Annotated in this window: 22 protein-coding genes; 11 read left to right on the forward strand and 11 right to left on the reverse strand. The window is 73.3% G+C overall.

The annotated features are described in order from the left end of the window. Position 1: 1 nt before the first annotated feature. The 4 genes from KZQ38_RS28115 to KZQ38_RS37290 form a co-directional block, all read right to left on the reverse strand. Entirely contained in the window at positions 2–619 is a 618-nt protein-coding gene (locus KZQ38_RS28115; protein WP_219446058.1) for a response regulator, read from the reverse strand. Beyond that, positions 616–2238 carry an AMP-binding protein gene (locus tag KZQ38_RS28120; protein WP_219446060.1) on the reverse strand — a complete coding sequence of 541 codons (1623 nt, stop codon included), beginning with the start codon at positions 2236–2238 and terminating at the stop codon, positions 616–618. Before KZQ38_RS28120 ends, KZQ38_RS28115 begins: the two co-directional genes overlap by 4 nt. Next, positions 2238–3383, reverse strand: a complete 1146-nt coding sequence (locus KZQ38_RS28125; RefSeq protein ID WP_219446062.1) for a GAF domain-containing sensor histidine kinase — start codon at positions 3381–3383, stop codon at positions 2238–2240. Before KZQ38_RS28125 ends, KZQ38_RS28120 begins: the two co-directional genes overlap by 1 nt. A 61-nt stretch (positions 3384–3444) precedes the next feature. Further along, on the reverse strand, positions 3445–4362 hold the full coding sequence (locus KZQ38_RS37290) for a cytochrome D1 domain-containing protein (RefSeq protein WP_219446063.1): 918 nt from the start codon (positions 4360–4362) through the stop codon (positions 3445–3447). A 212-nt stretch (positions 4363–4574) separates the two neighbouring features. Between KZQ38_RS37290 and KZQ38_RS28135 the strand changes: the two genes are divergently transcribed. The 3 genes from KZQ38_RS28135 (at position 4575) to KZQ38_RS28145 (ending at position 7089) form a co-directional block, all read left to right on the forward strand. Further along, positions 4575–5096, forward strand: a complete 522-nt coding sequence (locus KZQ38_RS28135) for a hypothetical protein (RefSeq protein WP_219446065.1) — start codon at positions 4575–4577, stop codon at positions 5094–5096. A 94-nt stretch (positions 5097–5190) separates the two neighbouring features. Further along, positions 5191–5871: an SDR family oxidoreductase gene (locus tag KZQ38_RS28140; RefSeq protein WP_219446067.1), complete on the forward strand. Its 681-nt coding sequence runs from the start codon at positions 5191–5193 to the stop codon at positions 5869–5871. 312 nt (positions 5872–6183) lie between these two features. Then, complete coding sequence (locus tag KZQ38_RS28145) at positions 6184–7089, forward strand: RluA family pseudouridine synthase (RefSeq protein ID WP_219446069.1); 906 nt, start codon at positions 6184–6186, stop codon at positions 7087–7089. A gap of 30 nt (positions 7090–7119) precedes the next feature. Here KZQ38_RS28145 and KZQ38_RS28150 read toward each other — a convergent pair whose 3' ends face one another. Together KZQ38_RS28150 and KZQ38_RS28155 are read right to left on the reverse strand one after the other, a co-directional pair. Next, positions 7120–7698, reverse strand: coding sequence for a DUF305 domain-containing protein (locus tag KZQ38_RS28150; protein ID WP_257902392.1), 579 nt, complete (start codon positions 7696–7698; stop codon positions 7120–7122). A gap of 75 nt (positions 7699–7773) precedes the next feature. Next, positions 7774–8514: a lytic polysaccharide monooxygenase gene (locus KZQ38_RS28155; RefSeq protein ID WP_219446071.1), complete on the reverse strand. Its 741-nt coding sequence runs from the start codon at positions 8512–8514 to the stop codon at positions 7774–7776. 362 nt (positions 8515–8876) lie between these two features. Between KZQ38_RS28155 and KZQ38_RS28160 the strand changes: the two genes are divergently transcribed. Beyond that, positions 8877–9965, forward strand: a complete 1089-nt coding sequence (locus KZQ38_RS28160) for a hypothetical protein (RefSeq protein ID WP_257902393.1) — start codon at positions 8877–8879, stop codon at positions 9963–9965. 1178 nt (positions 9966–11143) lie between these two features. Here the strand turns inward: KZQ38_RS28160 and KZQ38_RS28165 are convergent. Genes KZQ38_RS28165 through KZQ38_RS28175 form a run of 3 tightly spaced genes read right to left on the reverse strand, consistent with a single transcriptional unit; the run spans position 11144 to position 13729 of the window. Continuing rightward, positions 11144–12223 (reverse strand): glycoside hydrolase family 19 protein, encoded by a 1080-nt coding sequence (locus KZQ38_RS28165; protein WP_308258631.1) that lies wholly within the window; start codon positions 12221–12223, stop codon positions 11144–11146. 50 nt (positions 12224–12273) lie between these two features. After that, positions 12274–13041, reverse strand: a complete 768-nt coding sequence (locus tag KZQ38_RS28170) for a nucleotide exchange factor GrpE (RefSeq protein WP_219446075.1) — start codon at positions 13039–13041, stop codon at positions 12274–12276. Positions 13042–13093: 52 nt separating this feature from the next. Further along, entirely contained in the window at positions 13094–13729 is a 636-nt protein-coding gene (locus KZQ38_RS28175) for an alpha/beta hydrolase (protein WP_219446077.1), read from the reverse strand. Between the two features lie 42 nt (positions 13730–13771). Here KZQ38_RS28175 and KZQ38_RS28180 point away from each other — a divergent pair, with 42 nt between their 5' ends. After that, complete coding sequence (locus KZQ38_RS28180) at positions 13772–14728, forward strand: helix-turn-helix transcriptional regulator (protein ID WP_257902394.1); 957 nt, start codon at positions 13772–13774, stop codon at positions 14726–14728. On the opposite strand, the gene KZQ38_RS28185 is transcribed toward KZQ38_RS28180, so the two are convergent. Next, a complete protein-coding gene (locus KZQ38_RS28185) occupies positions 14682–15389 on the reverse strand; it encodes an SDR family oxidoreductase (protein WP_219446079.1) in 708 nt (235 codons plus the stop codon). The two genes, KZQ38_RS28180 and KZQ38_RS28185, sit on opposite strands and share 47 nt — an antisense overlap. Positions 15390–15904: 515 nt before the next feature. Here KZQ38_RS28185 and KZQ38_RS28190 point away from each other — a divergent pair. The 5 genes from KZQ38_RS28190 to KZQ38_RS28210 all read left to right on the forward strand — a co-directional run bounded on the left by KZQ38_RS28190 (position 15905) and on the right by KZQ38_RS28210 (position 21149). Continuing rightward, positions 15905–16957 (forward strand): LacI family DNA-binding transcriptional regulator, encoded by a 1053-nt coding sequence (locus tag KZQ38_RS28190; RefSeq protein WP_219446081.1) that lies wholly within the window; start codon positions 15905–15907, stop codon positions 16955–16957. Positions 16958–17108: 151 nt separating this feature from the next. Then, entirely contained in the window at positions 17109–18443 is a 1335-nt protein-coding gene (locus KZQ38_RS28195; protein WP_219446083.1) for a hemolysin family protein, read from the forward strand. Positions 18444–18454: 11 nt separating this feature from the next. Continuing rightward, positions 18455–19474, forward strand: a complete 1020-nt coding sequence (locus KZQ38_RS28200) for a hemolysin family protein (protein WP_219446264.1) — start codon at positions 18455–18457, stop codon at positions 19472–19474. 164 nt (positions 19475–19638) lie between these two features. Further along, positions 19639–20826 carry a cytochrome P450 gene (locus KZQ38_RS28205; RefSeq protein WP_308258632.1) on the forward strand — a complete coding sequence of 396 codons (1188 nt, stop codon included), beginning with the start codon at positions 19639–19641 and terminating at the stop codon, positions 20824–20826. Positions 20827–20900: 74 nt separating this feature from the next. Beyond that, positions 20901–21149, forward strand: coding sequence for a hypothetical protein (locus KZQ38_RS28210; protein ID WP_219446277.1), 249 nt, complete (start codon positions 20901–20903; stop codon positions 21147–21149). A 10-nt stretch (positions 21150–21159) separates the two neighbouring features. Here KZQ38_RS28210 and KZQ38_RS28215 read toward each other — a convergent pair whose 3' ends face one another. Continuing rightward, complete coding sequence (locus KZQ38_RS28215; protein ID WP_219446086.1) at positions 21160–22395, reverse strand: MFS transporter; 1236 nt, start codon at positions 22393–22395, stop codon at positions 21160–21162. A gap of 78 nt (positions 22396–22473) precedes the next feature. Between KZQ38_RS28215 and KZQ38_RS28220 the strand changes: the two genes are divergently transcribed. Continuing rightward, positions 22474–23388 (forward strand): ArsR/SmtB family transcription factor, encoded by a 915-nt coding sequence (locus KZQ38_RS28220; protein WP_219446088.1) that lies wholly within the window; start codon positions 22474–22476, stop codon positions 23386–23388. Position 23389: the final 1 nt, after the last annotated feature.

Genomic DNA, 23389 nt, shown 5'->3' on the forward strand with positions numbered 1-23389 from the left:
CCTACAGCAGCTGCTCCTCCTGCGCCCGGCGCACCGCCTCCACCCGGTTGCGCGCACCCAGCTTGTGCATCGCCGTCTGGAGGTAGGTCTTCACGGTGTTCCGGGTCAGACCCAGCTCCTCGGCGATCTCCGGGTTGGTGCGGCCGATCGCGGCCAGGCGCACCACGTCGTACTCGCGCCTGCTCAGCGACAGCCGGAACAACCGCGCCCGCAACGGGGTCCCGCCCGACTCGCGCAGCCTCGGGTCCACCACCCGCGCACCCGCCGCGACCCGCCGCAGTTGCGCCACCAGGTCGATGTCCGTGACGTCCTTCAGCAGGCACCCGTGCGCGCCGCCCCGCAACGCGGCGGACAACGCCGCGTGGTCGTCGTACGCGGTGAAGATGACCACCTTGGCGTCCGGCGCGACGGCCGCGATCCTGGGCAGCGCCTCGCTCCCCAGCATGTCCGGCAGGCGCAGGTCCAGCAGCACCAGGTCGGGCCGCAGCTCGCCGGCCAGCCCGACCGCCTCCCGCGCCGACCGGGCGGAACCGACCACCTCGATGTCGTCGGTCACCGACACCAGGGCGCGCACCCCGTCGCACACCACGGGGTGGTCGTCCACGACCAGGACCCTCAAGCGTGCTCCACCGCGTCCGCGTCGCCCAGCCCCAGTACCTCCACGGCCTGCCGCCGCATCTCCACCTTGCGGACCTTGCCGGTGACCGTCATCGGGAAGTCCTCCACCACGTGCACGTAGCGCGGGATCTTCTGGTGCGCGAGCCGGTCCGCGCAGAACGCGTGCAGCGCCTCGGCGGTCAGCGGCTCCGCGCCCGGCCGCATCCGCACCCACGCCATCAGCTCCTCGCCGTACTTCGCGTCCGGCACCCCGATGACCTGCGCGTCGAGCACGTCCGGGTGCGTGTGCAGGAATTCCTCGACCTCCCGCGGGTACAGGTTCTCACCACCCCGGATCACCACGTCCTTGATCCGCCCGGTGATGTTGAGGTAGCCGTCGTCACGCATCACGGCCAGGTCGCCGGTGTGCATCCAGCGGGCGGCGTCGATCGCCTCGGCCGTCTGCTCCGGCTGCTCCCAGTAGCCGAGCATCACCGAGTAGCCCCGCGTGCACAGCTCGCCCGGCGTGCCGCGCGGCACCGTGCGGCCGGTCGCCGGGTCCACCACCTTGACCTCCAGGTGCGGCCCGACGCGGCCGACGGTGGACACGCGCAGCTCCAGCGAGTCGCCGCGCCGGGTCTGGGTGGACACCGGGGACGTCTCCGTCATCCCGTAGCAGATGGACACCTCGCGCATCCCCATCCGCTCCACCACCTCCCGCATCACCTCCACCGGGCACGGCGAGCCCGCCATGATGCCGGTGCGCAGCGACGACAGGTCGCAGGAGGCGAAACCGGGGTCGGCGAGTTCGGCGATGAACATCGTCGGCACGCCGTACAGCGACGTGCACCGCTCGTCCGCCACGGCCTTCAGCGTCGCCGCCGGGTCGAACGCCGGCGCGGGGATCACCACGCACGCGCCGTGCGTGACGGCGGCGAGGTTGCCCATCACCATTCCGAAGCAGTGGTAAAACGGCACCGGCACGCAGATCCGGTCCCGCTCGGTGTACCCGCACAGCTCACCGACGAAGAAGCCGTTGTTGACGATGTTGTGGTGCGACAGGGTCGCACCCTTGGGGAACCCGGTGGTGCCCGACGTGTACTGGATGTTGATCGGGTCGTCGGCGGACAGCTCCGGCCACGGCGGCGGGTCGGCCGAGTGCAGCTCGGCCCAGTCGGGGGTGTCCAGCAGCACGACGCGCTCCAGCGCCGGGCAGTCCGGGCGCACCCGCGCCACCATCGCCGCGTAGTCGGAGGTCTTGAACTCCTTCGCGGCGACCAGCAGCCGCACCCCGGACTGGTTGAGCGCGTACGCCAGCTCGTGCACCCGGTACGCGGGGTTGACGTTGACCAGGATCGCGCCGATCCGCGCCGTCGCGAACTGGGTGGTGATCCACTCGGCCCGGTTGGGCGCCCAGATGCCGACCCGGTCGCCGGGCCGCACGCCGGCGGCCCACAGGCCGGCCGCCACGGCGGTCACCTCGGCGGCCAGCTCGCGGTACGTCCACCGGCGGCCGGTCACGCACTCGACCAACGCCTCCCGGTCGCCGTGAGCGGCCACCGCCCGGTCGAAAGCCGCCGCGACGGTGTCACCCAGCAGTGGCACGTCGGAGACGCCCGACGCGTAGCTCAGCTCCGCCATCACGGCAACGTACCGCAGGTCGCGGCCGGTGGGGGCAGCTCGCAACGCAGCACCGAGCCGCCGTCCTCGACACGCCGCAGGGTCAACGCGCCACCCGCCCGAGCGACCTCGCGGCGCAACGCGGGCAGCCCCGCGCCGGTGCCCCCGGCGGTCTCCTCGACACCCACGCCGTCGTCCAGCACCGCCACCGCGACGCCGTCGGCGACCGCCAGCGTGACCACCACCGACCGGGCGCGGGCGTGCTTCTCCACGTTCAGCAGGCCCTCGTCCACGACCCGCAGCACCAGCGCGGCGCGGGCCGGGTCCAGCTCGGGCGGTGCGCCGACCGGCACGAAGTCCGCGGCCACGCCGGACCGGGCGGTGAACGCACGCACCGACTCGGCGATGTCCGCGGTCAGCCGCACCGGTTCCCGCGCGGAACCCAGCCGGTGGATCGACTCCCGCAACGCCGCGCCGGCCCGCGCGAGCTGCCGCTCGATGCGCTCCAGCTCGTCGTCCACGACCGGGGCGAGCCCGGCCCGACCACGCAGCCGCCGCACCGACGACCCGACGCCGAACAGCATCGCGCCCACGCCGTCGTGCAGGGACGCGGCGAGCCGGCGGCGCTCACCCGCCGCGGCGGCGTCGGCGAGCGCCGCCGCGCCGTCCGCCACGTCCACCGCCGCACCGGCGAGCCGGGCCAGCCGGGCGAGCCCGGCCACGGCGTCGTCACCCACCCCGGCCTGACCGCGCACCGCGCCGTAGAGCACGCCGCGCACGCCGTTCACCCCGACCGGTACCGCCGCCACGCCGCCCAGGCCCTCGGCGCGGACGTGGGCGTCGAAGTCGTGGGTGATCCGGTCGGACCGGTAGTAGTCGCGCACCACGACGGGGCTGCCCGCCGCCGCCACCCGGCCGCCGACCCCGAGCCCGAGCGGGACGGGCAGGTCGTGCAGCCGCGAGTCACGCGTGCCCGACCACAGGCGCAACACCAGGTCACGCCCCTCGACCAGGCCGATCAGGCTGAAGTCGAACCCGAACTCGGTCCGGATGCGCCCGGCGAGGACCCGCAGCACCGCACGCGTGTCGAGTAGGTTGACCCGCGCGTCGCGAGCGCCCTCCAGCGCGTCGAGCGCCGCGAGCAGTTCCAGCACCTCGTCGTCCACGTCGTCCCCGCTTTGACCAGCCCTTCTCCCCCGCCCACGGTAGTCGCCGCGCGGAACCCGCTCAGAGGGCGATGCCCACCGGGTTGACGCCGACCGGCACGGTCGCCACCGCGGTCGCCGAGGCGGTGTCGATCACGGTCACGGTGCCGCTGTCGTAGTTGGTGACGTACGCCTTCGCGTCGTCCGGGGTCAGGGCCACGCTGATCGGGCGCCGCCCGACCGGGATGGTGGCGACGACCTCGGACCGCGCCAGGTCGACCACGGACACCGAGTCGCCGAGGCTGTTGGCGACGTAGGCGCGGGCGCCGTCGGACGTGATGTCCAGGCCGTGGGGCGTCCACCCGACCCGGACCGCGCCGACCCGGGCAAGGGTGGTCGCGTCGTACACGTAAACGGCGTGCCAATACTTCTCGGCGGTGACGAGCCTGGTGCCGTCCGGGGTGAAGGCGACGGCGGTGGTGGTCTGGCCGGGGCCGGGGCCGGCGGTGGCGAGGACGGTGTCGGTGGCGGTGTCGATCAGGTGGAGGTAGCCGCTGTTGCCGAGGTCCTGCGTCACCACCGCACGGGCGCCGTCCGGCGACACGGCGACGCCGTCCGAGTTGGCACCCGTGGCCAGCGTGGCGGTGGTGGTGAGCGTGGCGGTGTCGACTACGGACACCGTGCCGCCGGAGTAGTTCGTGACGTACAGCTTCGCGCCGTCGGGGGTGACGGCGACCTGTGCCGGGCCGGTGCCCACGGTGACCGTGCCGACGACGGTGTTGGTGGTGGTGTCGATGGCGGACACGGTGCCGTGCCGGGCGTTGGTCACGTACGCCCGGTTGCCGTTGACGGCGATCGCCACGCCGTACGGGGAGCTGCCGCCGGGGTCGGTGATGGTCGCGGTGACGGTGTCGGTCGTCGTGTCGATCACCGAGACACCGCCGCCGTTGTTCGCCACGTACGCCGGCGGGCGCGCCTCCGCGAGCGCTTCCCCCGGCACGCAGCGAGGTCGCCACCGCGACGACCACCCCGGTGACGAGTGCGCGATTCCTTCTGCTCACAATGAGTTCCTCCCAGCCGGGCCGAGTCGCACACGGGTCACTTCGTGGCGGTGCGGGTGGGTGTTATCCCGACCGCTTCGGCAGTCCGCACGACACCGGTCGGGCGGCGCGGACGAGCGGCGTGCCGGGTCGGTGCGGCAGAGTGGTCCGCATGGACCTGACTCCCCGGGCGTTGTTCGACCTGGCCCGCACGACCGTCGAGACGGCCGTCTCCGTGCCCGGCCGCGTGGTCGACCTGCTGACCGCCGCCGAGGACGTGGTGCGGCGCGCCGACCAGCTCGTCACCCGCACCACGCGGGTGCTGGAGCGGACCGAGGACCTGGTGGGGCGGGCGGAGGCGGTGACGGCGGACGCGGTCGTCGCGGCCCGCACGTCCCGCGAGCTGGTCGACGACTACGCGCCCCTCGCCCGGCAGGCGCACCCGTTGGCGCAGCGGTTCGTGGAAGATTTGTCGCCGCACGAGGTGGACGCGGCAGTCCAGCTCGTGGACCAGCTCCCGGTGCTGACCAAGCACCTGCTGGAGGACGTGCTCCCGATGCTGTCCACTTTGGACCGCGTCGGGCCGGACATCCACCAGTTGCTGGAAGTGACCAACGACGTCCGGCAGGCGATCCTGGGCATACCCGGCTTCAACTTCCTCCGCAGGCGCGGCGAGGACAAGGAGGAGGACTGAGCACCGCGGCCGTCCGCACGTAGTACCGCCCGGGATGCGCCGTGCGCGGGCGCTCTCGCGGAGAATGGGGGCGGACACGCGGAGGGGGTGCCGGATGACCGGGCCGGTGGCGGTCGTGACGGGTGGGAACCGGGGCATCGGGCGGGAGGTGTGCCGGCAGCTGCGGGAACTGGGCTACACCGTCGTGCTCACCGCGCGCGACGCCGCGAAGGGTGCGCGGGCCGCGCGGGAGCTGGGGGTGGACCACCACCGGCTGGACGTGACCGACGACGGCTCGGCGGCCGGACTCGCCACGCACATCGGAGAGCGGTACGGGCGGCTGGACGTGCTCGTGAACAACGCCGCCGTGCACTACGACACGTGGCAGCGGGCGTCGAACGCCGACCTGGCCGTGGTGCGGGAGGCGATGGAGACCAACTTCTACGGCCCGTGGCGGGTGGCGCTCGCGTTGCTGCCGTTGTTGCGCAAGGGGAGCGGTCGGATCGTCAACGTGTCCAGCGGCGCGGGGTCGTTGACCGGCATGGGCGGCGGCACCCCGGCCTACGCGGCGTCGAAGGCGGCGCTCAACGCGTTGACCCTCATGCTGGCCGACGAGTTGCGGCGTGATCGCGTCCTGGTGAACGCCGTCTGCCCCGGCTGGGTGGCCACCGACATGGGCGGCCCGGGTGGGCGGCCGGTGGAGCGCGGCGCGGCGAGCGTGGTGTGGGCCGTGACGCTGCCCGACGACGGCCCGACCGGCGGCTTCTTCCGCGACGGGCGGCCGGTGCCCTGGTGAGGCGGCGCCGTGCGCGCGGCCCGCTATGACGGCGGTCGGCCAGGGCGCTAATTTTCAGGGAGCCTGCCTGATAATTAACGCCCTGCCCGACCGCGACCCCCGCCAGCCGGGACGGCCCCGCGCGCCACCACCCACGAAACTTTCAGGAAGCCTGCCTGATAGTTAGCGCCCTGCCCGATCGCGGCCCCCGCCGGCCGAGATGGACCTGCGCACCACCACCCGAGAACACAGCAGATCAACCACGCCACCCCCTGAGGACAGGCTCCAGTCCCGGCCGGCTCGGCGGTGGGCGTCGGTTAGGCTGGCCGTCCGATGAGACGCAAGCTCCGGCCCGCGCTGCTGCCCCAGCGCCACGGCCTCGACCCGGCCCGCCTGCGGCTGCCCGCGCAGGGACCGTGGGAGACGATCCGCGACCACCTGGTGGCCCGGCTGCCCCGGGTCGCGCCGGAGCGGATCGACCGGATGCTCGTCGAGGGGCGGGTGCACGACCTCACCGGGCCGATCGCGCCGGACGCGCCGTTCGCACCGGGCACGTCCGTGTGGTTCCACCGCGACCTGCCGGACGAGGCGTCGGTGCCGTTCGAGATCGAGGTCGTGCACCGCGACGACGCGATCCTGGTGGTGGACAAGCCGCACTTCCTGGCCACCATCCCGCGGGGCAGCCACGTCGTGGAGACCGCGCTGGTCCGGTTGCGGCAGCGGCTCGGGTTGCCGGAGTTGAGCCCGGCGCACCGGTTGGACCGGGTGACCGCCGGGCTGGTGATGTTCGTGGTGGACCCGCGGTTGCGCGGGCGCTACCAGACGATGTTCCGGGACCGCTTGGTGCACAAGGAGTACGAGGCGATCGCGCCGCACGACCCGGCGCTGGTGCTGCCCCGCGTGGTGCGCAGCCGGATCGTCAAGGTCAAGGGCGTGATCACGGCGCAGGAGGTGCCCGGCCCGCCGAACGCCGAGACGCTGGTGGAACTGGTCGAGCACCGCGATGGGTGGGGTCGCTACCGGCTCACGCCCGCGACGGGCCGCACGCACCAGCTCCGCCTGCACCTGGCCGGCCTGGGCGTGCCGATCCGCCACGACGACTTCTACCCGGTGCTGCGCGAGAAACCGCTGGACGACTTCACGAACCCGTTGCAGCTGCTGGCGAAGGTGTTGGCGTTCACCGATCCGGTGACCGGTGAGCGGCGGCGCTTCGAGAGCGGTTTGCGGCTGGAGTTCTGATGGCCGGGGGCGCGGCCCCCGGCCTCGGGTTCACTCCAGGTAACCCAGCATCTGCGAGATCTGCCCGGTGCGGGACTGGAAGATGCGTTCCGCCAGGGCTTTCGTCTGCGGGTTGACCCCGCCTTCCTTCTCCATCTTCGCCATCTCCACCGCGTTGTGCTGGTGTGCGATGAGCAGGTTCAGGAACGCCTTCTCGAACTCGCCGGAATCGCTCGCGGCGACCGCGGCGATGGCCTCGGGACTGGTCGAGTGGTCGCCGCCGTGGCCCGCGTGCAGGTCCGGGTGGTCACCGCCGGTCTCGGGCTGCTTCCAGTCGTGCAGCCACTTCAGCATCGAGTCCACTTCGGACAGTTGGGTGACCTCGATGGCGGCGGCGAGGTTCTTCACGTCGGTGCGGACCTGCCGGTCCTTGGCCAGCTTCACGATCTCCAGGCCCGCGCGGTGGTGCGGCACGGCCATCTGGAGGTACATCACGTCGACCGGGTTGAACTCGTTCGTCTCCGCGACGGTCGACACGGGTCCGGTGGGCGCGGCCACCTCGTTGGAGGAGCCGAGGCCGCAGCCGGCGAGCAGGAGCAGGCCGGCGAGCAGGGTGGTGAGGCGTCGCAAGGTGCGTCCTCCTTGTCCGAACGGGAAATCCCGCCCGCGCCCGAACAGGGCGGCGCGGGCGGGTTCCGCGATCCGTTACAGCCGCTGCCAGAGGGAAGCGGTGTTCGGCGGCTCCCAGCCGGTGAGCGAGGTGTGCGCCTGGAGGCACCGGAAGCTGGCGCCGCCGTAGGTCACCTGCGTGCCGACGGCGTAGGAGACGCCCGTGGTCCACGTGCCGCCCGCGGGCGGGGTGGTCGTGGTGGTGGTCGGCGGCGTGGTCGTCGAGGGCGTGGTGGTGGTCGTCGTGCCGGGGCCACCGGAGCCCACCTGGAGGTCGACGCAGTTGTAGAACGCGTTCGCGGTGTCCGCGACGTTCCACACGGCGAGCAGCTTGATCCGGCCGGTGCGACCGCCCAGGTTGACGTTGTGCGTCACGGTGGCCGCCGGCTGGCGACCGCCGTCGTTGAACTCGGCGATCTTGCTGCCGCCGATGAAATACTGCCACGTGCTGGTGGCGTGGCGGGCGGTGATGGTCCAGGTGAAGTTCAGGTTGTTGCCGACGGAGGTGGCGGGCCACGCCTTGCTCTCGTCGCTCAGCGGAGCCCAGCGGCTGTCGCCCGCGTGGCAGTTCTGGAGGCCCTTGGGGCCTTCGACGCTGTGCGGCTCCCAGACGATGGGGCCGCAGTTGGAAACGCGGTTCTGCGCGCACATCGCCTGCCTGGAGGGCGGCGAGGAGATGTAGCCGTGCGCACTCGCCGTTCCCGCTGACACCACAACGATGAACGGGGCGATGCCCACGCCGGCGAGAACCGCCGCGAGCTTGCGTTTGAGGCTCATTGTCCAGCTCCTTCGGAGGAAACCCCAAGGGGTTTCCCGGGCAGGGTCCAAATCCGCAGCGGCCGGGTCTGCCGAGCGCCGACCCGCAGGAGAGCCAACACCCGGCGATGTGGTCTAGACCATAATCGGTGAACGACAACCGGGTCAAGGACCTGAACCAACTGGTCGAACGCGGTGGGTGGAACGGGTGCCCGTGCTGGTGAAACGCCTGGTCAGGCGTCGTGGCGTTGCGCCCCACGGCACCACAAGGGTCGCACGCGGTTGAACCGCTCAGCGGCACCAGCGGAGGCGGGCCATCGCTACCGTCGTTTTCGGAGAAGTCGCGACCAGGCAAGGGGTTGCCCATGCGGTGGCTATCGGCTATGTCGACCGCGCTCGCGGTGTACACCCTTGTCACGCCGGTAGCGGCCGGTTACGAGGAACTCCCCCCGGCCGCCGGGTGGGCCTCCGCCACGGCGTCCGCGATCAACGAGGCCGGCCAAGTCGCCGGCACCACCGGGAGCCCGAGCCGGCGGCCCGTGCCGGGTTACACGTACGGCGTGCGTTGGGACGGAAGGACACCCACGGTCCTGGGCGGCGGTGATCCCGCTGGCGAGGCGTACGGCGTCAACGCGCGCGGCGACGTGGCGTTCTCGATCCGGCTCGGGTACCAGGGGATCAGCTACGTCAACTTCGTGGTCTGGGAGAACGGGCGGCTGAGCAGCCGGACGTCGCCGGTGTGGTCCGCGGAGAACGGCCCGGTCGGGCGCGACATCAGCGACGCCGGGGTTGTTCCGATGGCGCATCGCGGGAAGGCCGGGACGTGGCGTGAGGGTGTGTTCCATGCGCTGCCGCTGCCCGTGGAGGCCGTGTACACCGATCATCGCGCCGTGAACGCCCACGGGACGACCGCGGGAGCCGCCACCCTGGACGGCTCGTTCGTCTTCCACTGCGACGTCGACGAGTGCACCCGCCTGCCGTCTGCCGGTGAGGGCGGGAGCTACCGCGTTGCGGCGATCAGCGAGTCGAACGCGGTGGCCGCGACGTGGACGGTGGGTGCGACCACCCGGGCCGTGTTGTGGACCGGTGGTCGGCCTGCTGTGCTGCCGGGCGCGGACGCGGTCGTGTCCGATCACCGGCGGGCGGTGAGCGAGAGCGGTGACGTGGTCGGTTCGCGGAGGGTGGACGGGGTGTCGCGGGCGACCTTGTGGCGTAACGGCGAACTGGTCGACCTCGGGGCCGCGGGCACGAGCGTCGCGGTCGCGGTGAACGACCGTGGCGACGTGATCGGCTGGCAGCGGGACGGAGGCCCCCAACGCCCGTTCCACTGGCGGGACGGCGTGCTCACCCTGCTGCCGGCCCCGGCTGGTGTTTCGGTGGAGCCGGCGGACATCAACAACTCGGGTGTGGTGGTTGGCGGCACCCGGGGCGAGACCCCTTCGCGTGCCTTTCGGTGGACCGTGGCGGGTTGAGTGCGTGGTGAGCCCTGGGCGGGTGATGTAACTACTTCTGTTGAGGGACCGACGGTCCCCTAATTTGATGGCGAAGTTCACCGATCCAGATGGCGCACCTGGAACAGCCGACCCGCCGACCCGCCGACCCGCTGATCCACCGGTCCACCGGCCCACCGGCCCACCGGTCCACCGGTCCACCGGTCCGGCGGTCCAGCGGTCCAGCGATCCGGAGGTCCAGCGGTCCGGCGGTCCAGCGGTCCGGCGGGCAGGCGGGCAGGCGGTCCACCGGTCGGCGAGCAGGCGGTCCACCGGTCGGCGAGCAGGCGGTCCGGTGAACAGGCGGGTGATGTAACTGCCTCTGTTGAGGGACCGACGGTCCCCCAATCTCATGGCGAAGATCACCGAACCGGATGGCGCCCTCGAAGCGGCCAGCCCGCCGATATTCCGAATGGCCGAACGACTGGCCTCCCGGCCCCGCCAGGCTTCTGCTCTGCTGGCCCCTCCGGTCTTCCGATCTGTCCTGCCGGCTCCGGCTCCGGTCTGCGGGCGGCCGGTCTGCGGGCGGCCGGTCTGCGGGCGGCCGGTCTGCGGGCGGCCGGTCCGCGGGCGGCCGGGCCTCCCGGCTCCGCTGGTCTCCTGGTCGGCCAGCCCCACCGGTCTGCCAGTTCCGTCGGTCTCCCGGTCTCCCGGTCTCCCGGCCTGTCGGTTCGTCGGTCGCGCCAGGCTCCTGGTCTCCCGGTCCGCTGGGCGCGCGGGTGATGTAACTACCTCTGTTGAGGGACCGTCGGTCCCCCAACAAGATGGCGAAGATCGCCGGACCGGATGGCGGTCCCGGAGCGGCTGGCCCGTCGGGCTCGCCGGGCCGCCGGTCTGCTGGGCGACGGAGTGACCGACCGGCTGAGCAGCAGATTGGCCGAGCGGCGCGACGCCCGCGCTGCCGAGTGGCTGGGCGACCCGAGCGGCGGATTGGCTGGGCGACCGAGTGGCTGAGCGGCGGATTGGCTGAGCGACTAGGCAGACTGAGTGGCGGAGCAGCGGAGTGAACGGGCGGTCGAGTGGCCGGCGAGTGTGGTGGTGGATCAGGTTGTCGATGTCCGCCCGGAGGACGGGCGCTGGGGAAAGTGCTGGGGGCCAAAAGAAGCCACCCGACTCAGGGACCGTCGGTCCCCGAACCGGGTGGCAGCAAAACGAGGAGATCAGCAGGACAGGTTGTTGCCCGGCGTGACACCCAACAGGCCGGTGAAGCGCTGGTAGGCGTTCACCCGGCTCTGCACCTGCGCCGGGTTGCGGCCGTCGCACTCCAGGGCGCCGTTGATGCTGCGGATCGTCTCACCGAACCCGCGACCGTTGACGATGGCGTCGTGCGGGGTCATCGTGCCCGGACCGTTCTGCGTGTTCCAGTACCAAAGGCCGGTCTGCCACGCGACCGACGCGTCGTTCTGCACCAGCCACGGGTTGGTCAGCAGCGGCAGGCCCAGGGCGTCGCCGGCGGCCTTGTAGTTGAAGTTCCAGCTCAGCTGGATCGGACCGCGGCCGTAGTACGCGGCCTGCCCCGCCGGGCAGCCGTACGGCTGGTTCGCGTCGCAGTAGTGCGGGTAGTTCGCCTGGTTCTGCTCCACGATGTGCACCAGGCCACCGGTTTCGTGGTTCACGTTCGCCAGGAACGCCGCCGCTTCCTGCTTCTTCGTGGTGTCGCTACCGGTGTTGGCGAACCCGGGGTACGCCTTCAACGCCGCCACCAGACCGCTGTACGTGTAGAACGAGTTCCGGTTCGGGAACATCTGGTTGAACTGCGCTTCGCTCACCACGAAGCCACCGGGCTGGTTGCTGGTCGTCGTGGTGGGCACCGTGGTGGTGGTGCAGTTCGTGTACGGGTCCCAGTACCACGTGGAAACAGTGGGGTCGTAGCCCGGGTTGTCGTGCTCGGCGATGTAGAACTTGCCGTCGGTGTACCGGACGATGTTGCCGGTGACGTACGACTTGCCCTGCACCCACGCGGGGTAGTCGCACGCCGGCGGCGTGGTGGTGGGGCCACCGCCGCAGGCGCCCTGGTCGGCCCACACGGAGGCCGAGCCGGGCGTTTCGTTCTGGGTCCACCACTTCGCGGACCAGTTGCGGCCGTTGTGGGAGGCCGTCATCCCGCCGGTGTAAACAGCGGTCGGGCTCCAGGTGGTCGCACAGGTCGCGGCGGAGGCCGTGGTGGCGGCCACCGCGACGGTCAGCCCCGCACCGACCATCATGGCGGCGATCGCCGCCACTACGCGGATCTTCGACACGTGTCCTCTTTCTCCCCGTTCGAGCGCCCCTCGGACGTGACCTGGCCCACTCAACCCGAATGGTCTATACCAGTCAAGAGCACGTACCGCACCACCAGCGGCGGGACCAGCAGCCGCCCGCCCTCCGCGTACCCCGGCCGCACCGTCCGCGCCACGGTGCCGACCAGCTCCGCGTCGTCGGTCGGCTCGACGCCGACGACCCGGTGGCGCACCGGGTCGACCGGCCGCCCGTCCGGCACGACGGGCCGCACCCCGGCCGCCGCCAACGCGTCCTCCACGCGCCCCGCCAGTTCCGCCGGCAACCTCGGCACCAGGTCGGTCAGCCCGCGCACCAACACGTCCGCCCGCGCGCCGCGTCGGGGCGCCTCGTTCGCCGCCGCACCGAGCAACACAGCACCCACCAACAGGCCCAGCGCCGCACCGACCGGCGGGCGCGCCTCGGCGGGCACCGCCACCGCGGCCCACCAGCCGTCGGGTGACGCGCCGACGCCGACCGCGCCGCCCGCCGACACCAGCAACGACACCGCCGCCCGGTCCACGTCGCCGACCACAACTGCCACCCGGTCCGTGCCGCCGCGCGACGACGGCTCGTTGCCACGGGCGGGCCGGACCACCACGGCCCGCCCGCCGGGCGGCAGCACGCGCGCCACCCCGTCGGCGATCACGTCCGGCGCGGGCGCGCGGCGGGCGGCCACCACGGCTTCTTCGGCGACGGCACGGGTGTCCACGGTGGGCTCGCCGGGCGTCAGCACGACGGCCAACCCGAGGAACGCGCCCAGCGCTCCCAGGGCGATCAGTGCGGTGGCATTGCGCGACACTCGTACACCGTCGGTCGGAACGGCCGCGAGCTGAGCGGGCCGTACGGGTGAATCACACCCGACCCGCCTCCCGCAGCACGTCCAGGAACTCGGCCTCCGCGCCCGCCAGCACGTTGTGCGTCGCGGGCAGGTCCCGCACCCGCCACGCGGGGTCGTCCCGGAACGCGTCGCGGAACTTGGTGAACGGGCTGTCCTCGGTCTCCGCGGCGTACAGGTACCAGCGGTGCGGCACCTTGTCCGCCGCACCGGTCAACCGGGCGCGCTGGAACAACGACGCGAGCGGGTGCGGGAACGCCCGCTGGTCGAAGAACGGCATGGGCGCGACGCCGCGACCGTCCTCGGCCGCGCCGTCGACGTACCACTTCCGCCACGGGCCGTGCACCAGGTCCCAGACGGACTGGCCGTCACGCGGCACCACGGCGTCCGCGTACACCAGGGCCTTGATCTTCTCCGGCACGCGGTCGGCGGCGGTGGTGATCACCATGCCGCCGTAGCTGTGGCCGGCCAGCACCACGTCGTCCAGGTCGGCCAGGAGGGCGAGCACTTCCGCCGCGTGCTCTTCGAGGTTGCCGGTCGCGCCGAGGGTGGGCGCGTGCACCACGTGCCCCTCGGCCCGCAGGGCGGACGCGACGGAGTCGTAGTACCAGCCGCCGTGGCACGCACCGGCGATCAACACGTAGTTCGTCATGGCGGCCACGTTAAGCAGCCTTTAGGACATAGGCTGTCCGTTATGAACATGCCCGCGCGAATGCTGCGGATGCTGTCGCTGCTCCAGGGCCGCCGCGAGTGGACGGGTGCGGAACTGGCGGAACGGCTCGGCGTGACGGACCGGACCGTGCGGCGGGACGTGGAGCGGCTGCGTGAACTCGGCTACCCGGTGTCCGGGACGACCGGCTCGGCGGGCGGCTACCGGCTCGCCTCCGGGCGCGACCTGCCGCCGCTGCTGCTGTCGGACGACGAGGCGGTGGCGGTCGCGGTCGCGCTGGGCACGGCGATCGGCTCGGCCGTCGAGGAGAGCGCCGTGCGCGCGTTGGCGAAGCTGGAGCAGGTGCTGCCGGACCGGCTGCGGCGGCGGGTGCGCGCGGTCGGCTCGGCGGTCGCGCGGGTGCCGCTCGGCGGCGGCACGCCCGCCGACCCGGCCGTGCTCGGCATGTTGGCGGCGGCGTGCCGGGACCGCGAGGCGGTGCGGTTCACGCTCCGGGGCACGTCGCGCAAGGTGGAGCCGCACAAGCTGGTGACGGTGTACCGCCACTGGTACCTGCTGGCGTGGGACCCGTCCCGGGCGGACTGGCGGACGTTCCGGGTCGACCGGATCGGGTCGCCGACGCCGACCGGCCACCGGTTCCCGCACCGCGTGCCGCCGGTCGACCCGGTCGCGTTCGTCGCGCGCTCGCTGACCTCCGCGCCCTACCGGTGGACGGCGACCGCACTGGTGGACGCGCCCGCCGACGTGGTGGCGGCGCGGCTGCCGAGCGCGTTGCCCGGCAAGGTCGAGCCGGTCACCGCCCGCACCTGCCGGGTGCACCTGGGCGCGCACACCGTCGAGCCGATCGCCGCGGAACTCCTGCTGATCGCCGCCGACCACACCCTGGAGGCGTCCGCGGAGCTGCGGGCGGCGCTGGCGGAGGTCGCCACCCGGCTCACCGGTACGCGTCCTGCCCCACGGGGCGCACGAGGATCTCGTTGACGTCCACCGTCGGCGGCTGCGACACGGCGTACAGCACGGCACGCGCCACGTCCTCGGGCGCGAGCTTCGGATCGGCCCGGCGTGACGCCGGGATGCCGCCGGTGTCGGTCAGGCCCGGCTGGACCAGGGTGACCCGCACGCCCGTGCCCACGCACTCGGCGCGGATCGCCTGCGCCAGCCCGGTGACCGCCCACTTGGTCGCCGCGTAGAGGTTGCCCGGCCGCACGCCCCGGCCCGCCGCCGAACCGGTGAGCACCAGGTGCCCGCCGCCGCGGATCAACGCGGGCAGGGCGGCACGCGCGGTGAACGCCGGGCCGCACACGTTGGTCAGCACCATGTCGCCCCACTCCGCAGGCGGCGCGCCGCGCGAGGACGTGAAGGAGGTGACGACGCTGGCGCCCGCGTTGGCGAACACCACGTCCAACCGGCCCCACTCCTCCTCGACGTGGCCGACCAGCGCGGCGATCTGCTCCCACGCGCGCACGTCGCACGCCGCGACCCGCACCCGGTCCGGGCCGCCGAGCGCCGCGACCCGCTCGGCCAGCGGCGCGACGTCCCGCGCGGTCAGCACCAGCCGGTACCCCGCGGCGGCGGCCATTTCCGCGGTGGCCCACCCGATGCCGCGGGAGGCCCCCGTGATGAGGAATACCCGTTCGCCCATGTCGGCAGGCTACTGGGGCTTCGGGGAAAACGGTCGCGCGGTGTATTTGGCGGGGCTCCGCGCGGTCTTGTGCAGAGGAACGTTCGGGGGAACCGGGGTCTCGCCGATGTCCGACACCGCCCGCCGGGGGTGGAGCTGCCCCGCCAGGGGCGCACCGGGGGCCGGTCGTGGCCGCCGTCCACGACCGGCCCCCACGCGGCGTCGGGAGCGGCGCGCCGGGACGGGGGTGGCGGTCGGCGGGCGGGCACCGGGTGGAAGAGGGCGACGGTGCCGCGGGCGCCGGACAGGACCCGGAGGCAGCAGCGGCCGGCCGGGAGCAGCGGGCGCGAGCGGCTGGGTGAACGCGCCGGACAGGTGGGCCGGAGCGGGCGGGAAAGCGCTTTCCCCGACCGGCGGAGGCCCACTCCGGTGGCCGGCCGACGGCCCCGCCGCCCGCGAACGGCGGTCGTCGCCTCCCGGACGGCGGTCGCGCGGGCGGCTACCCTCGGCAATCCCGGTACCCGTAGGAGGCGGCGTTGCGGCAGGTGACGTTGGCCGAGGTGGCCCGGCACGCGGGTGTCTCGCTCGCCACGGCGTCACGCGTGCTCAACGGCAGCACCCGGCAGGTCGGCGAGGAGCTGCGGGAACGGGTCGGCGGCGCGGCGCGCGAGCTGGGTTACCTGCCCAACGCGTCGGCGCAGGCCCTGGCCCGCAACCGCAGCCTGCTGGTCGGCCTGGTGGTGCACGACATCGCCGACCCCTACTTCGCCGGCATCGCGGCGGGTGTCACGCGGGTCGCCGAGGCGGCCGGCCTGGTGGTCGTGCTGGGCACCACCGGCCGCGACCCGGAGCGCGAGGGCCAGCTCGTCCACACGCTGCGCGCGCACCGCGCCCGCGCCCTGGTGCTCGCGGGCAGCCGCACCACCGACCGGCGGGCCGCGGCACGGCTCGCGGCGGAGCTGGCGGGGTTCACCGGGCAGGGCGGCCGGGTCGCGTGCGTGTCGCAGGCACGGCTCGGCGTGGACACCGTGGTGCCCGCCAACCGGGCCGGCGCGCGTGCGCTGGCCCGCGAGCTGGCGGCCCTCGGGCACCGGCGGTTCGCCGTGCTCGCCGGACCGCCCGAGCTGCTGGCGGCGCGGGACCGGGTGGCCGGCTTCCGCGCGGGCCTCGCGGACGTCGGGCTCGCGCTGCCCGCCGACAACGTGGTGCACGGCGCTTTCACCCGTGACGGCGGGCACGCGGCCGGCACCGCCCTGCTCGCCGCGAAGACCGGCGCGACGTGCGTGTTCGCCGTGAACGACGTCATGGCGACGGGCGCGATGGCCGCGCTGCGGGAACACGGCGTGCGGGTGCCGGAAGACGTGTCGCTGGCGGGCTTCGACGACGTCCCGGCGCTGCGCGACCTCTCGCCCGGCCTGAGCACCGTGCGCCTGCCGGTGGAGGACATGGGCGAACGGGCGGCGCGACTGGCGCTGGACGACGTCGCCGGCGAGCCGCGCACGGTGCGCGTCACCGGCGAGGTGGTGCTGCGCGCGAGCACCGCGACACCCGGCGGAACCGGTCTGCGCGGAGGGCGTCCCACTCCCTAAACTGGATGTCCCGGTTCGCCGACGCGGCAACCGGACCACCCCGTCGAGGAGTGATCAACCCCGTGCGCGACGCGCGATCCCCCGGTCACAGTACCGAGCCGGGTCCGACACCCGGCTGCCCGCGAGTCCCGGTGCCCGTGCGGGGTGCCCGGTGACCGAAATCCTGCTCGGTGTGCTCGGCCTGCTGGCCGTGGGCGCGCTGACCGTCGGCACGTTCGTCGCGGTCGCCGCCGAGTTCTCGTTGACCGCGCTGGAGCGCAGCACGGTGGAGTCGCACGTCGCCGCGGTGGGCGACGCGAAGTCCCACGCGCTGGCGAAGGCCCACCGGTCGCTGTCGTTCCAGCTCTCCGGCGCGCAGCTGGCGATCACGATCACCACGCTGATCACCGGCTACATCGCCGAACCCGCCATCGCGGAACTCCTCTCGCCCCTGCTGGGCCTGCTCGGCGTGCCCGACGCGGTGGCCGGGCCGGTGTCGCTGGTGGTGGCGCTGGCCGTGGCGACGGCGTTGTCCATGGTGTTCGGCGAGCTGGTGCCGAAGAACCTGGCCATCGCGCGACCGCTGGAGACGGCACGTGCCGTGGCGGGCGTGCAGGCGTGGTTCTCGGCGGTGTTCCGGTGGCTGATCCTCGGCCTGAACGGAGCGGCCAACCGGCTGGTGCGGGCGCTCGGCGTGGAGCCCGCCGAGGAGCTGGCGTCCGCGCGGTCGCCGCAGGAGCTGGGCGCGCTGGTCCGGTCCAGCGCCGAGCACGGCACGATCGACGAGGGCACGGCGACGCTGCTGGACCGCTCGCTGCGGTTCGGCGACCGCACGGCCGACGAGCTGATGACGCCACGCGTGCGGGTCGAGTCGCTGCGTGCCGACGCGACCGTGCTGGACCTGCTGGCCAAAGCGCGGGAGACCGGTTTCTCCCGGTTCCCCGTCTACACCGGCGACCTGGACGAGGTGCGCGGCATCGTGCACGTGAAGCAGGCGTTCAACGTGCCGCGCGCGCAACGGGCCACCACACCCGTGTCGGCGCTGGCGCGACCGGTGCAGACCGTGCCGGAGACCCTGGAGGGCGACGCCCTGCTGGACCGGCTGCGGGCGTCGGGCCTCCAGACCGCGCTGGTGGTGGACGAGTACGGCGGCACCGCCGGGCTGGTCACCCTGGAGGACCTGGTGGAGGAGATCGTCGGCGACGTCCGCGACGAGCACGACCGCCGCGAGGGCGCGCCGGTCCGGGCGCTGGGCCGGGACGCGTGGATCATGTCCGGTCTGCTGCGCGACGACGAGGTGTTCGAGGCGAGCGGTTTCCGGATGCCGCCCGGCGACTACGAGACGCTGGCCGGGCTGGTGCTGGCGCGGCTCGGCCGCATACCGGACGTGGGCGAGGAGATCCGGGTGGACGGCTGGCGCGTCCGCGTCGTGCAGATGGACCGGCACCGGGTCGCCGAGCTGCGGGTGTCGCGCGTGGCCGAACCGGCGCGGGAGGTGGCCCCGTGAGCCTGGTGGTCATGTTCCTGCTGCTGGCGGGCAACGCGTTCTTCGTCGGCGCGGAGTTCGCGATCATCACGGCCCGGCGGGACCGGCTGGAGGCGTTGGCCGACAGCGGCAGCGCACGCGCGCGGGTGGTCATCCGCGCGGGCCGCGAGCTGCCGCTGCTGATCGCGGGCGCGCAGCTCGGCATCACGCTGTGCTCGCTGGGCCTGGGCGCGCTGGGCGAGCCGGCGGTGGCGAAGCTGCTGGAGGGCCCGTTCCACGCGGTGGGCCTGCCGCCCGCGTTGCTGCACGGCGTGGCGTTCGCGGTGGCGCTGGTGGTCGTGGTGGCCCTGCACACCGTGCTGGGCGAGATGGTGCCGAAGAACCTGGCGATCGCGGGACCGGAGCGCACCGCGCTGCTGCTGGTGCCGGTGCACTACTGGTTCTGCCGCCTGGTCGCGCCGCTGCTGCGCGGGTTCACGGTGGTGGCGACGGCGGTGCTGCGGCTGATGGGCGTGACGCCGAAGGAGGAGCTGGAGTCGGCGTACACGCCCGACGAGCTGGCGCTGCTGATCGCGGAGTCCCGGCAGGAGGGCCTGCTGGAGGACTCCGAGCACCGGCGGCTGGCGCAGACCCTGTCGTCGGCGGAGCGGACCGTGGCGGACGTGCTGGTGCCGCTGGAGCGGATCACGTCGTTGTCGGCGCGGCCCACCATGGGCGAGGTCGAGGCGGCGGTGTCGGCGACCGGGTTCTCCCGGTTCCCGGTGCGCGACGACGGCCGGCTGATCGGCTACCTGCACGTGAAGGACGTGCTGGACCTGGCGGACGCGGACCCGGCGACGCGGGTGCCGGGCAGTCGCGTCCGGGGCCTGCCGCGGGTGGCGGCGGACGCCCGGCTGGACGAGGCGGTCGCGGCGTTGCGGCGTGCGCAGAGCCACCTCGCGCGGGCCGTGTCGGCGGACGGCGAGGTGTTGGGCGTGGTGGCGCTGGAAGACCTCGTGGAGGAGTACGTGGGGACGGTCCGGGACGGCACCCACGTGAGCAGGGACGCCTGACCGACCCGCCCAGGCACCCGTTGGCACCGTTACGTGCCAGCGGGTGCCTTTTTTGTGCCAGTTGAGTGCCACACCTCCTTGCAGTGGTGCCAACTTAGCGCCATAGTGGTGCCATGAACCTGTTACCGGCACCACCGCCGGTCGGGGCCGTTGAAGGAGGAGTCGTGACCGACGCCCGCTGGGACACCCACCCCGACCAGTTCTGGTTGCGCGGCGAGCAACCCGAGCAGCTCGTGCGGTTCGACGAGGCGACCGGGGTGTGGAACGTCTACGGCCACGACGAGGCGATCACCGTGCTGGCCGACCCGAAGACGTTCTCCTCGGCCCATGTCCTCGACCTGTACCCGCAGGCGGCCGACCAGCCGCTGAGCGAGGGCAACCTGCTCGACATGGACCCGCCGGACCACCGCAAGCTGCGCAACCTGGTGAGCCGGGGCTTCTCCGCGAAGGTCGTCGCCGACCTGGAGCCCCGGATCGCCTCGCTCACCCACGAACTGCTCGACGCCGTCGAGGGCGACCGGCTGGAGCTGGTCAACGACCTGGCCTACCCGCTGCCGGTGATCGTGATCGCCGAGCTGCTGGGCCTGCCCGCGAGCGACCGCGAGCTGTTCCGCGACTGGGTGGACGTGTTGTTCGCGCAGACCAACCAGTTCTCCCTCAACGACAGCGACGAGCAGCGCGCGGCCGAGCAGGCGGCGCTGACGGCGGGTGTCACGCCGATGCTCGACTACCTGCGCGAGCACGTCCTGGACCGCCGGTCCAGGCCGCGCGAGGACCTGATCAGCGGGCTGGTGGCGGCCGAGGTGGACGGCGTGGGCCTGTCCGACGCGGAGGTGGTCAACTTCTCCACCATCCTGCTGGTCGCCGGGCACGTCACCACCACCATGCTGCTGGGCAACACGACGCTGTGCCTGGACGCGCACCCCGGGCAGCGGGAGCGGCTGCGGGCCGACCGGTCCGCCATCCCGACCGCGATCGAGGAGTCGTTGCGCTTCCTCACGCCGTTCGCGTCGACGGCGCGGGCCACCACGACCGACGTCGTGCTGGGCGGGCAGCACGTGCCCGCCGACCAGCTCGTCATGGTCTGGCTGGCCGCCGCCAACCGCGACCCCCGCCGGTTCGCCGACCCGCTGTCGTTCGACGTGACCCGCGACCCGAACCCGCACCTCGGCTTCGGCCGCGGCATCCACTTCTGCGTCGGCGCGCCGCTGGCCAGGCTGGAGGGCCGCATCGCGGTCGACATCATGCTGGACCGGTTCCCGGACCTGCGCCTGGACCCGGAGCACGCGCCGGTGTTCATGCCGTCGCCGAACATGACGGGCGTGCGGGAGATGTGGATGCGCACCGCGTAGTCGAGTCCACTGTGGACGGTAATCCGGCGCGGGCCGGCCGGACGACGGCCGCCGCGCCGGGTTACCGTGTGCTCGTGGACCAGCACGAGGGCGACGAGGGCGAATTCGACGACGAGGACGAGTTCGACGAGGACGAGGACGACGACCTGTTCGGCGTGACCTCCGAGCCGCGCACCATCTGCCAGTTGTGCGGTGGCGCGGGTTTCATCGCCCACCCGACCGCGGCGGTGATCGGCGGCGTGCCGCGCACCGTCGACAACGGGCGGGAGTGCCCGCACTGCGCGGGCAGCCGCAAGTTCCCCGGTCTCGTGCCGCCCCTCTGAAGCCCCCCGCTCAGCCCGCGCGGGCGGCTTCCCCCTCCGCGGCGAGGGCGTCCGCCTTCCGCTCCGCGGCGGCGAAGGCGGCCGGCGAGAGGTTCACCCACGTGACGGCCAGGGCCGCCGCCTGGACGACCGCGCCCACCGCGAACACGGCCCGCAACCCCAGCCACGCGCCGATCAGACCACCCGCGAGCGCGCCGAGCGGGGTCAGGCCCCAGGCCAGCGCGCGGTGGCTGGTCAGCACCCGGCCGAGCAGGTTGGCCGGGGTGAAGCGCTGCCTGCTGGACTGCGAGCACACGTTCCACACCATGACCACGACCGACTCGGTGAACACCAGCACCGCGACGGCCGCCACCCACGGCGGCGTCACGGCGATCAGCGCCAGGCACACCATCATGCCGACCTGGGCCATCCGCATCGACCACGCGTAGCCGAGCCGCCGCACGATCCGGTTCACCACGAAGGACGACGCCACCCAGCCCAACGACATGCACGTCAGCAGCACGCCGTAGCCGAACGGGCTCAGGCCGAGCACCTGGTACGCATACAGGACGAAGATCGACATGTACGCGCTGGCGGCGACCGAGCCGAGCGCCACGGCGACCGTGATGGACAGCAGCAGGCGCGTGCCGACCAGGTACCGCAGCCCTTCGGCGATGTCGCGCAGCGGGTGCCGCCGCGACGGGGTCACCGCACGGGCCGGGATGCCCCGGCTGACCACCAGCGCCACCACGGCCGCGACCAGCGCGAGCCACGGCGGCCACCCGAACCCGTACCCGACGAGCAGGCCCGCGGCCGGCGGCACCACGAACTGCACGACGCCCCGGTCGATCAGCATCAGCCGGGTGTTGGCCGCCGCGAACCGGTCCGGTCCGACGACCTCCGGCACCAGCGCGCCGCTCGCGCCGTCCCCTAGGACCTGCGCCGACGTGACGACGAACGCGACGGCCAGCAGCAGCGGCAGGCTGAGCGCGTCCGCCGTGCCCGCCGCGGCGAGCGCCAGCGCCGCGCAGCCCTGCACCGCGTAGGCGGTGCCGAGCACCGCCGTGCGCCGCACCCGGTCGATCAGCACGCCGGCGAACAACGAGAACAACAGCCACGGCGCCTGCCCGACGACGTTGACGAGCGAGACCTCCCGCGGGTCGTCGGTGATGGCTGCCGCGATCACCGGCAGCGTGGTCAACATGAGTCCTTCGGCGACCGATCCGGACACCGCCGCGGCCTGGAGCCGCACCCACCCCCTGGACATGGGCGTCACCCTGCCAACACCGCCGCTGGACTCGAATGTTTTAGCCTGGGCTCAATCGAGACCACTCAGGAGGGGTCCGTGGCCCTGCGGTTCGCCGTGTCGCCGCTGTGGGAGACGGTCGCCGCGTTGCGGGTGCTCGCCGTCCCCGGCTACTTCCCCGTGCACCAGCGCTGGATCGCCTGGGCTCGGCCGCGCATCGCGGCGCTCGGCCCGGACCCGACGCTGCTCACCGAGCTGGCCACGATGCCCGTGGTGCCGGAGTTCCTGATACCCACGCCCGGCGGGCGGTCGATCACCATCGCCGACGAGCTGGCGTGGCTGCCCGAGGTGGCCACCGCCGCGCGCGTCGCCGCCGCGCTGCCCCCGCGACCCCGCTTCCGGCCCCTGTTCACCGATCACCGCGCGGTGCTCACCGGGATCGCCGCGCGCCTGGCCCTCGTCCACGAGGCGGTCGTCGCACCGGTGTGGCCGCGGTTGGAGGGCGTGCTCCAGGGCGACGTGGAGCGGCGCGGCAGGCGGATGGTGGAGGCGGGCGCGCCGGCGGTGCTGGCCGAGCTGCACCCGGACGTCGAGTACCGGGACGCGGAGCTGGCGGTGTGGCGGCGGCCGGTCGAGATCGGCTCGCGTGACCTGGTGCTCGTGCCGTCGGCGTTCACCTGGCCGAACGTCTACCTGCGGGAAAGCCTGGTGCGCCTGGCGCTGTGCTACCCGGCGCACGGTTTCGGCTCGCTGTGGGAACGGCCCCGCCCGCCCTCGTCCAACGCGCTGGCGCGGCTGCTCGGCGCGACCCGCGCCCGCCTGCTGCACGAGTTGGAGCGCCCGAGCACGGGCGCGGAGCTGGCCGTCCGGCTGGGCGTGACGGCGGGCGCGGTGTCGCAGCACCTGGGCGTGCTGCGGGCGGCGGGGCTGGTGGTGAGCCACCGCCAGGGCCGTGAGGTGGTGTCGCTGCGGACCGGCCTCGGGCAGTCCCTGGTCGACGGGGAAGTACGGTAGC

Source organism: Saccharothrix obliqua, assembly GCF_019375475.1.
GTDB classification, from domain to species: Bacteria; Actinomycetota; Actinomycetes; order Mycobacteriales; family Pseudonocardiaceae; genus Actinosynnema; species Actinosynnema obliqua.

What these genes read in the sequence shown, in the direction of transcription:
- KZQ38_RS28140 (WP_219446067.1), top strand. Translation starts at nt 5,191, where the DNA reads ATGACCGGGCCGGTGGCGGTCGTGACGGGTGGGAACCGGGGCATCGGG.
- KZQ38_RS28175 (WP_219446077.1), bottom strand. Translation starts at nt 13,729, where the DNA reads ATGACGAACTACGTGTTGATCGCCGGTGCGTGCCACGGCGGCTGGTAC.
- KZQ38_RS28200 (WP_219446264.1), top strand. Translation starts at nt 18,455, where the DNA reads ATGTTCCTGCTGCTGGCGGGCAACGCGTTCTTCGTCGGCGCGGAGTTC.
- KZQ38_RS28215 (WP_219446086.1), bottom strand. Translation starts at nt 22,395, where the DNA reads ATGTCCAGGGGGTGGGTGCGGCTCCAGGCCGCGGCGGTGTCCGGATCG.
- KZQ38_RS28160 (WP_257902393.1), top strand. Translation starts at nt 8,877, where the DNA reads ATGTCGACCGCGCTCGCGGTGTACACCCTTGTCACGCCGGTAGCGGCC.
- KZQ38_RS28155 (WP_219446071.1), bottom strand. Translation starts at nt 8,514, where the DNA reads ATGAGCCTCAAACGCAAGCTCGCGGCGGTTCTCGCCGGCGTGGGCATC.
- KZQ38_RS28145 (WP_219446069.1), top strand. Translation starts at nt 6,184, where the DNA reads ATGAGACGCAAGCTCCGGCCCGCGCTGCTGCCCCAGCGCCACGGCCTC.
- KZQ38_RS28180 (WP_257902394.1), top strand. Translation starts at nt 13,772, where the DNA reads ATGAACATGCCCGCGCGAATGCTGCGGATGCTGTCGCTGCTCCAGGGC.
- KZQ38_RS28135 (WP_219446065.1), top strand. Translation starts at nt 4,575, where the DNA reads ATGGACCTGACTCCCCGGGCGTTGTTCGACCTGGCCCGCACGACCGTC.
- KZQ38_RS28185 (WP_219446079.1), bottom strand. Translation starts at nt 15,389, where the DNA reads ATGGGCGAACGGGTATTCCTCATCACGGGGGCCTCCCGCGGCATCGGG.
- KZQ38_RS28120 (WP_219446060.1), bottom strand. Translation starts at nt 2,238, where the DNA reads ATGGCGGAGCTGAGCTACGCGTCGGGCGTCTCCGACGTGCCACTGCTG.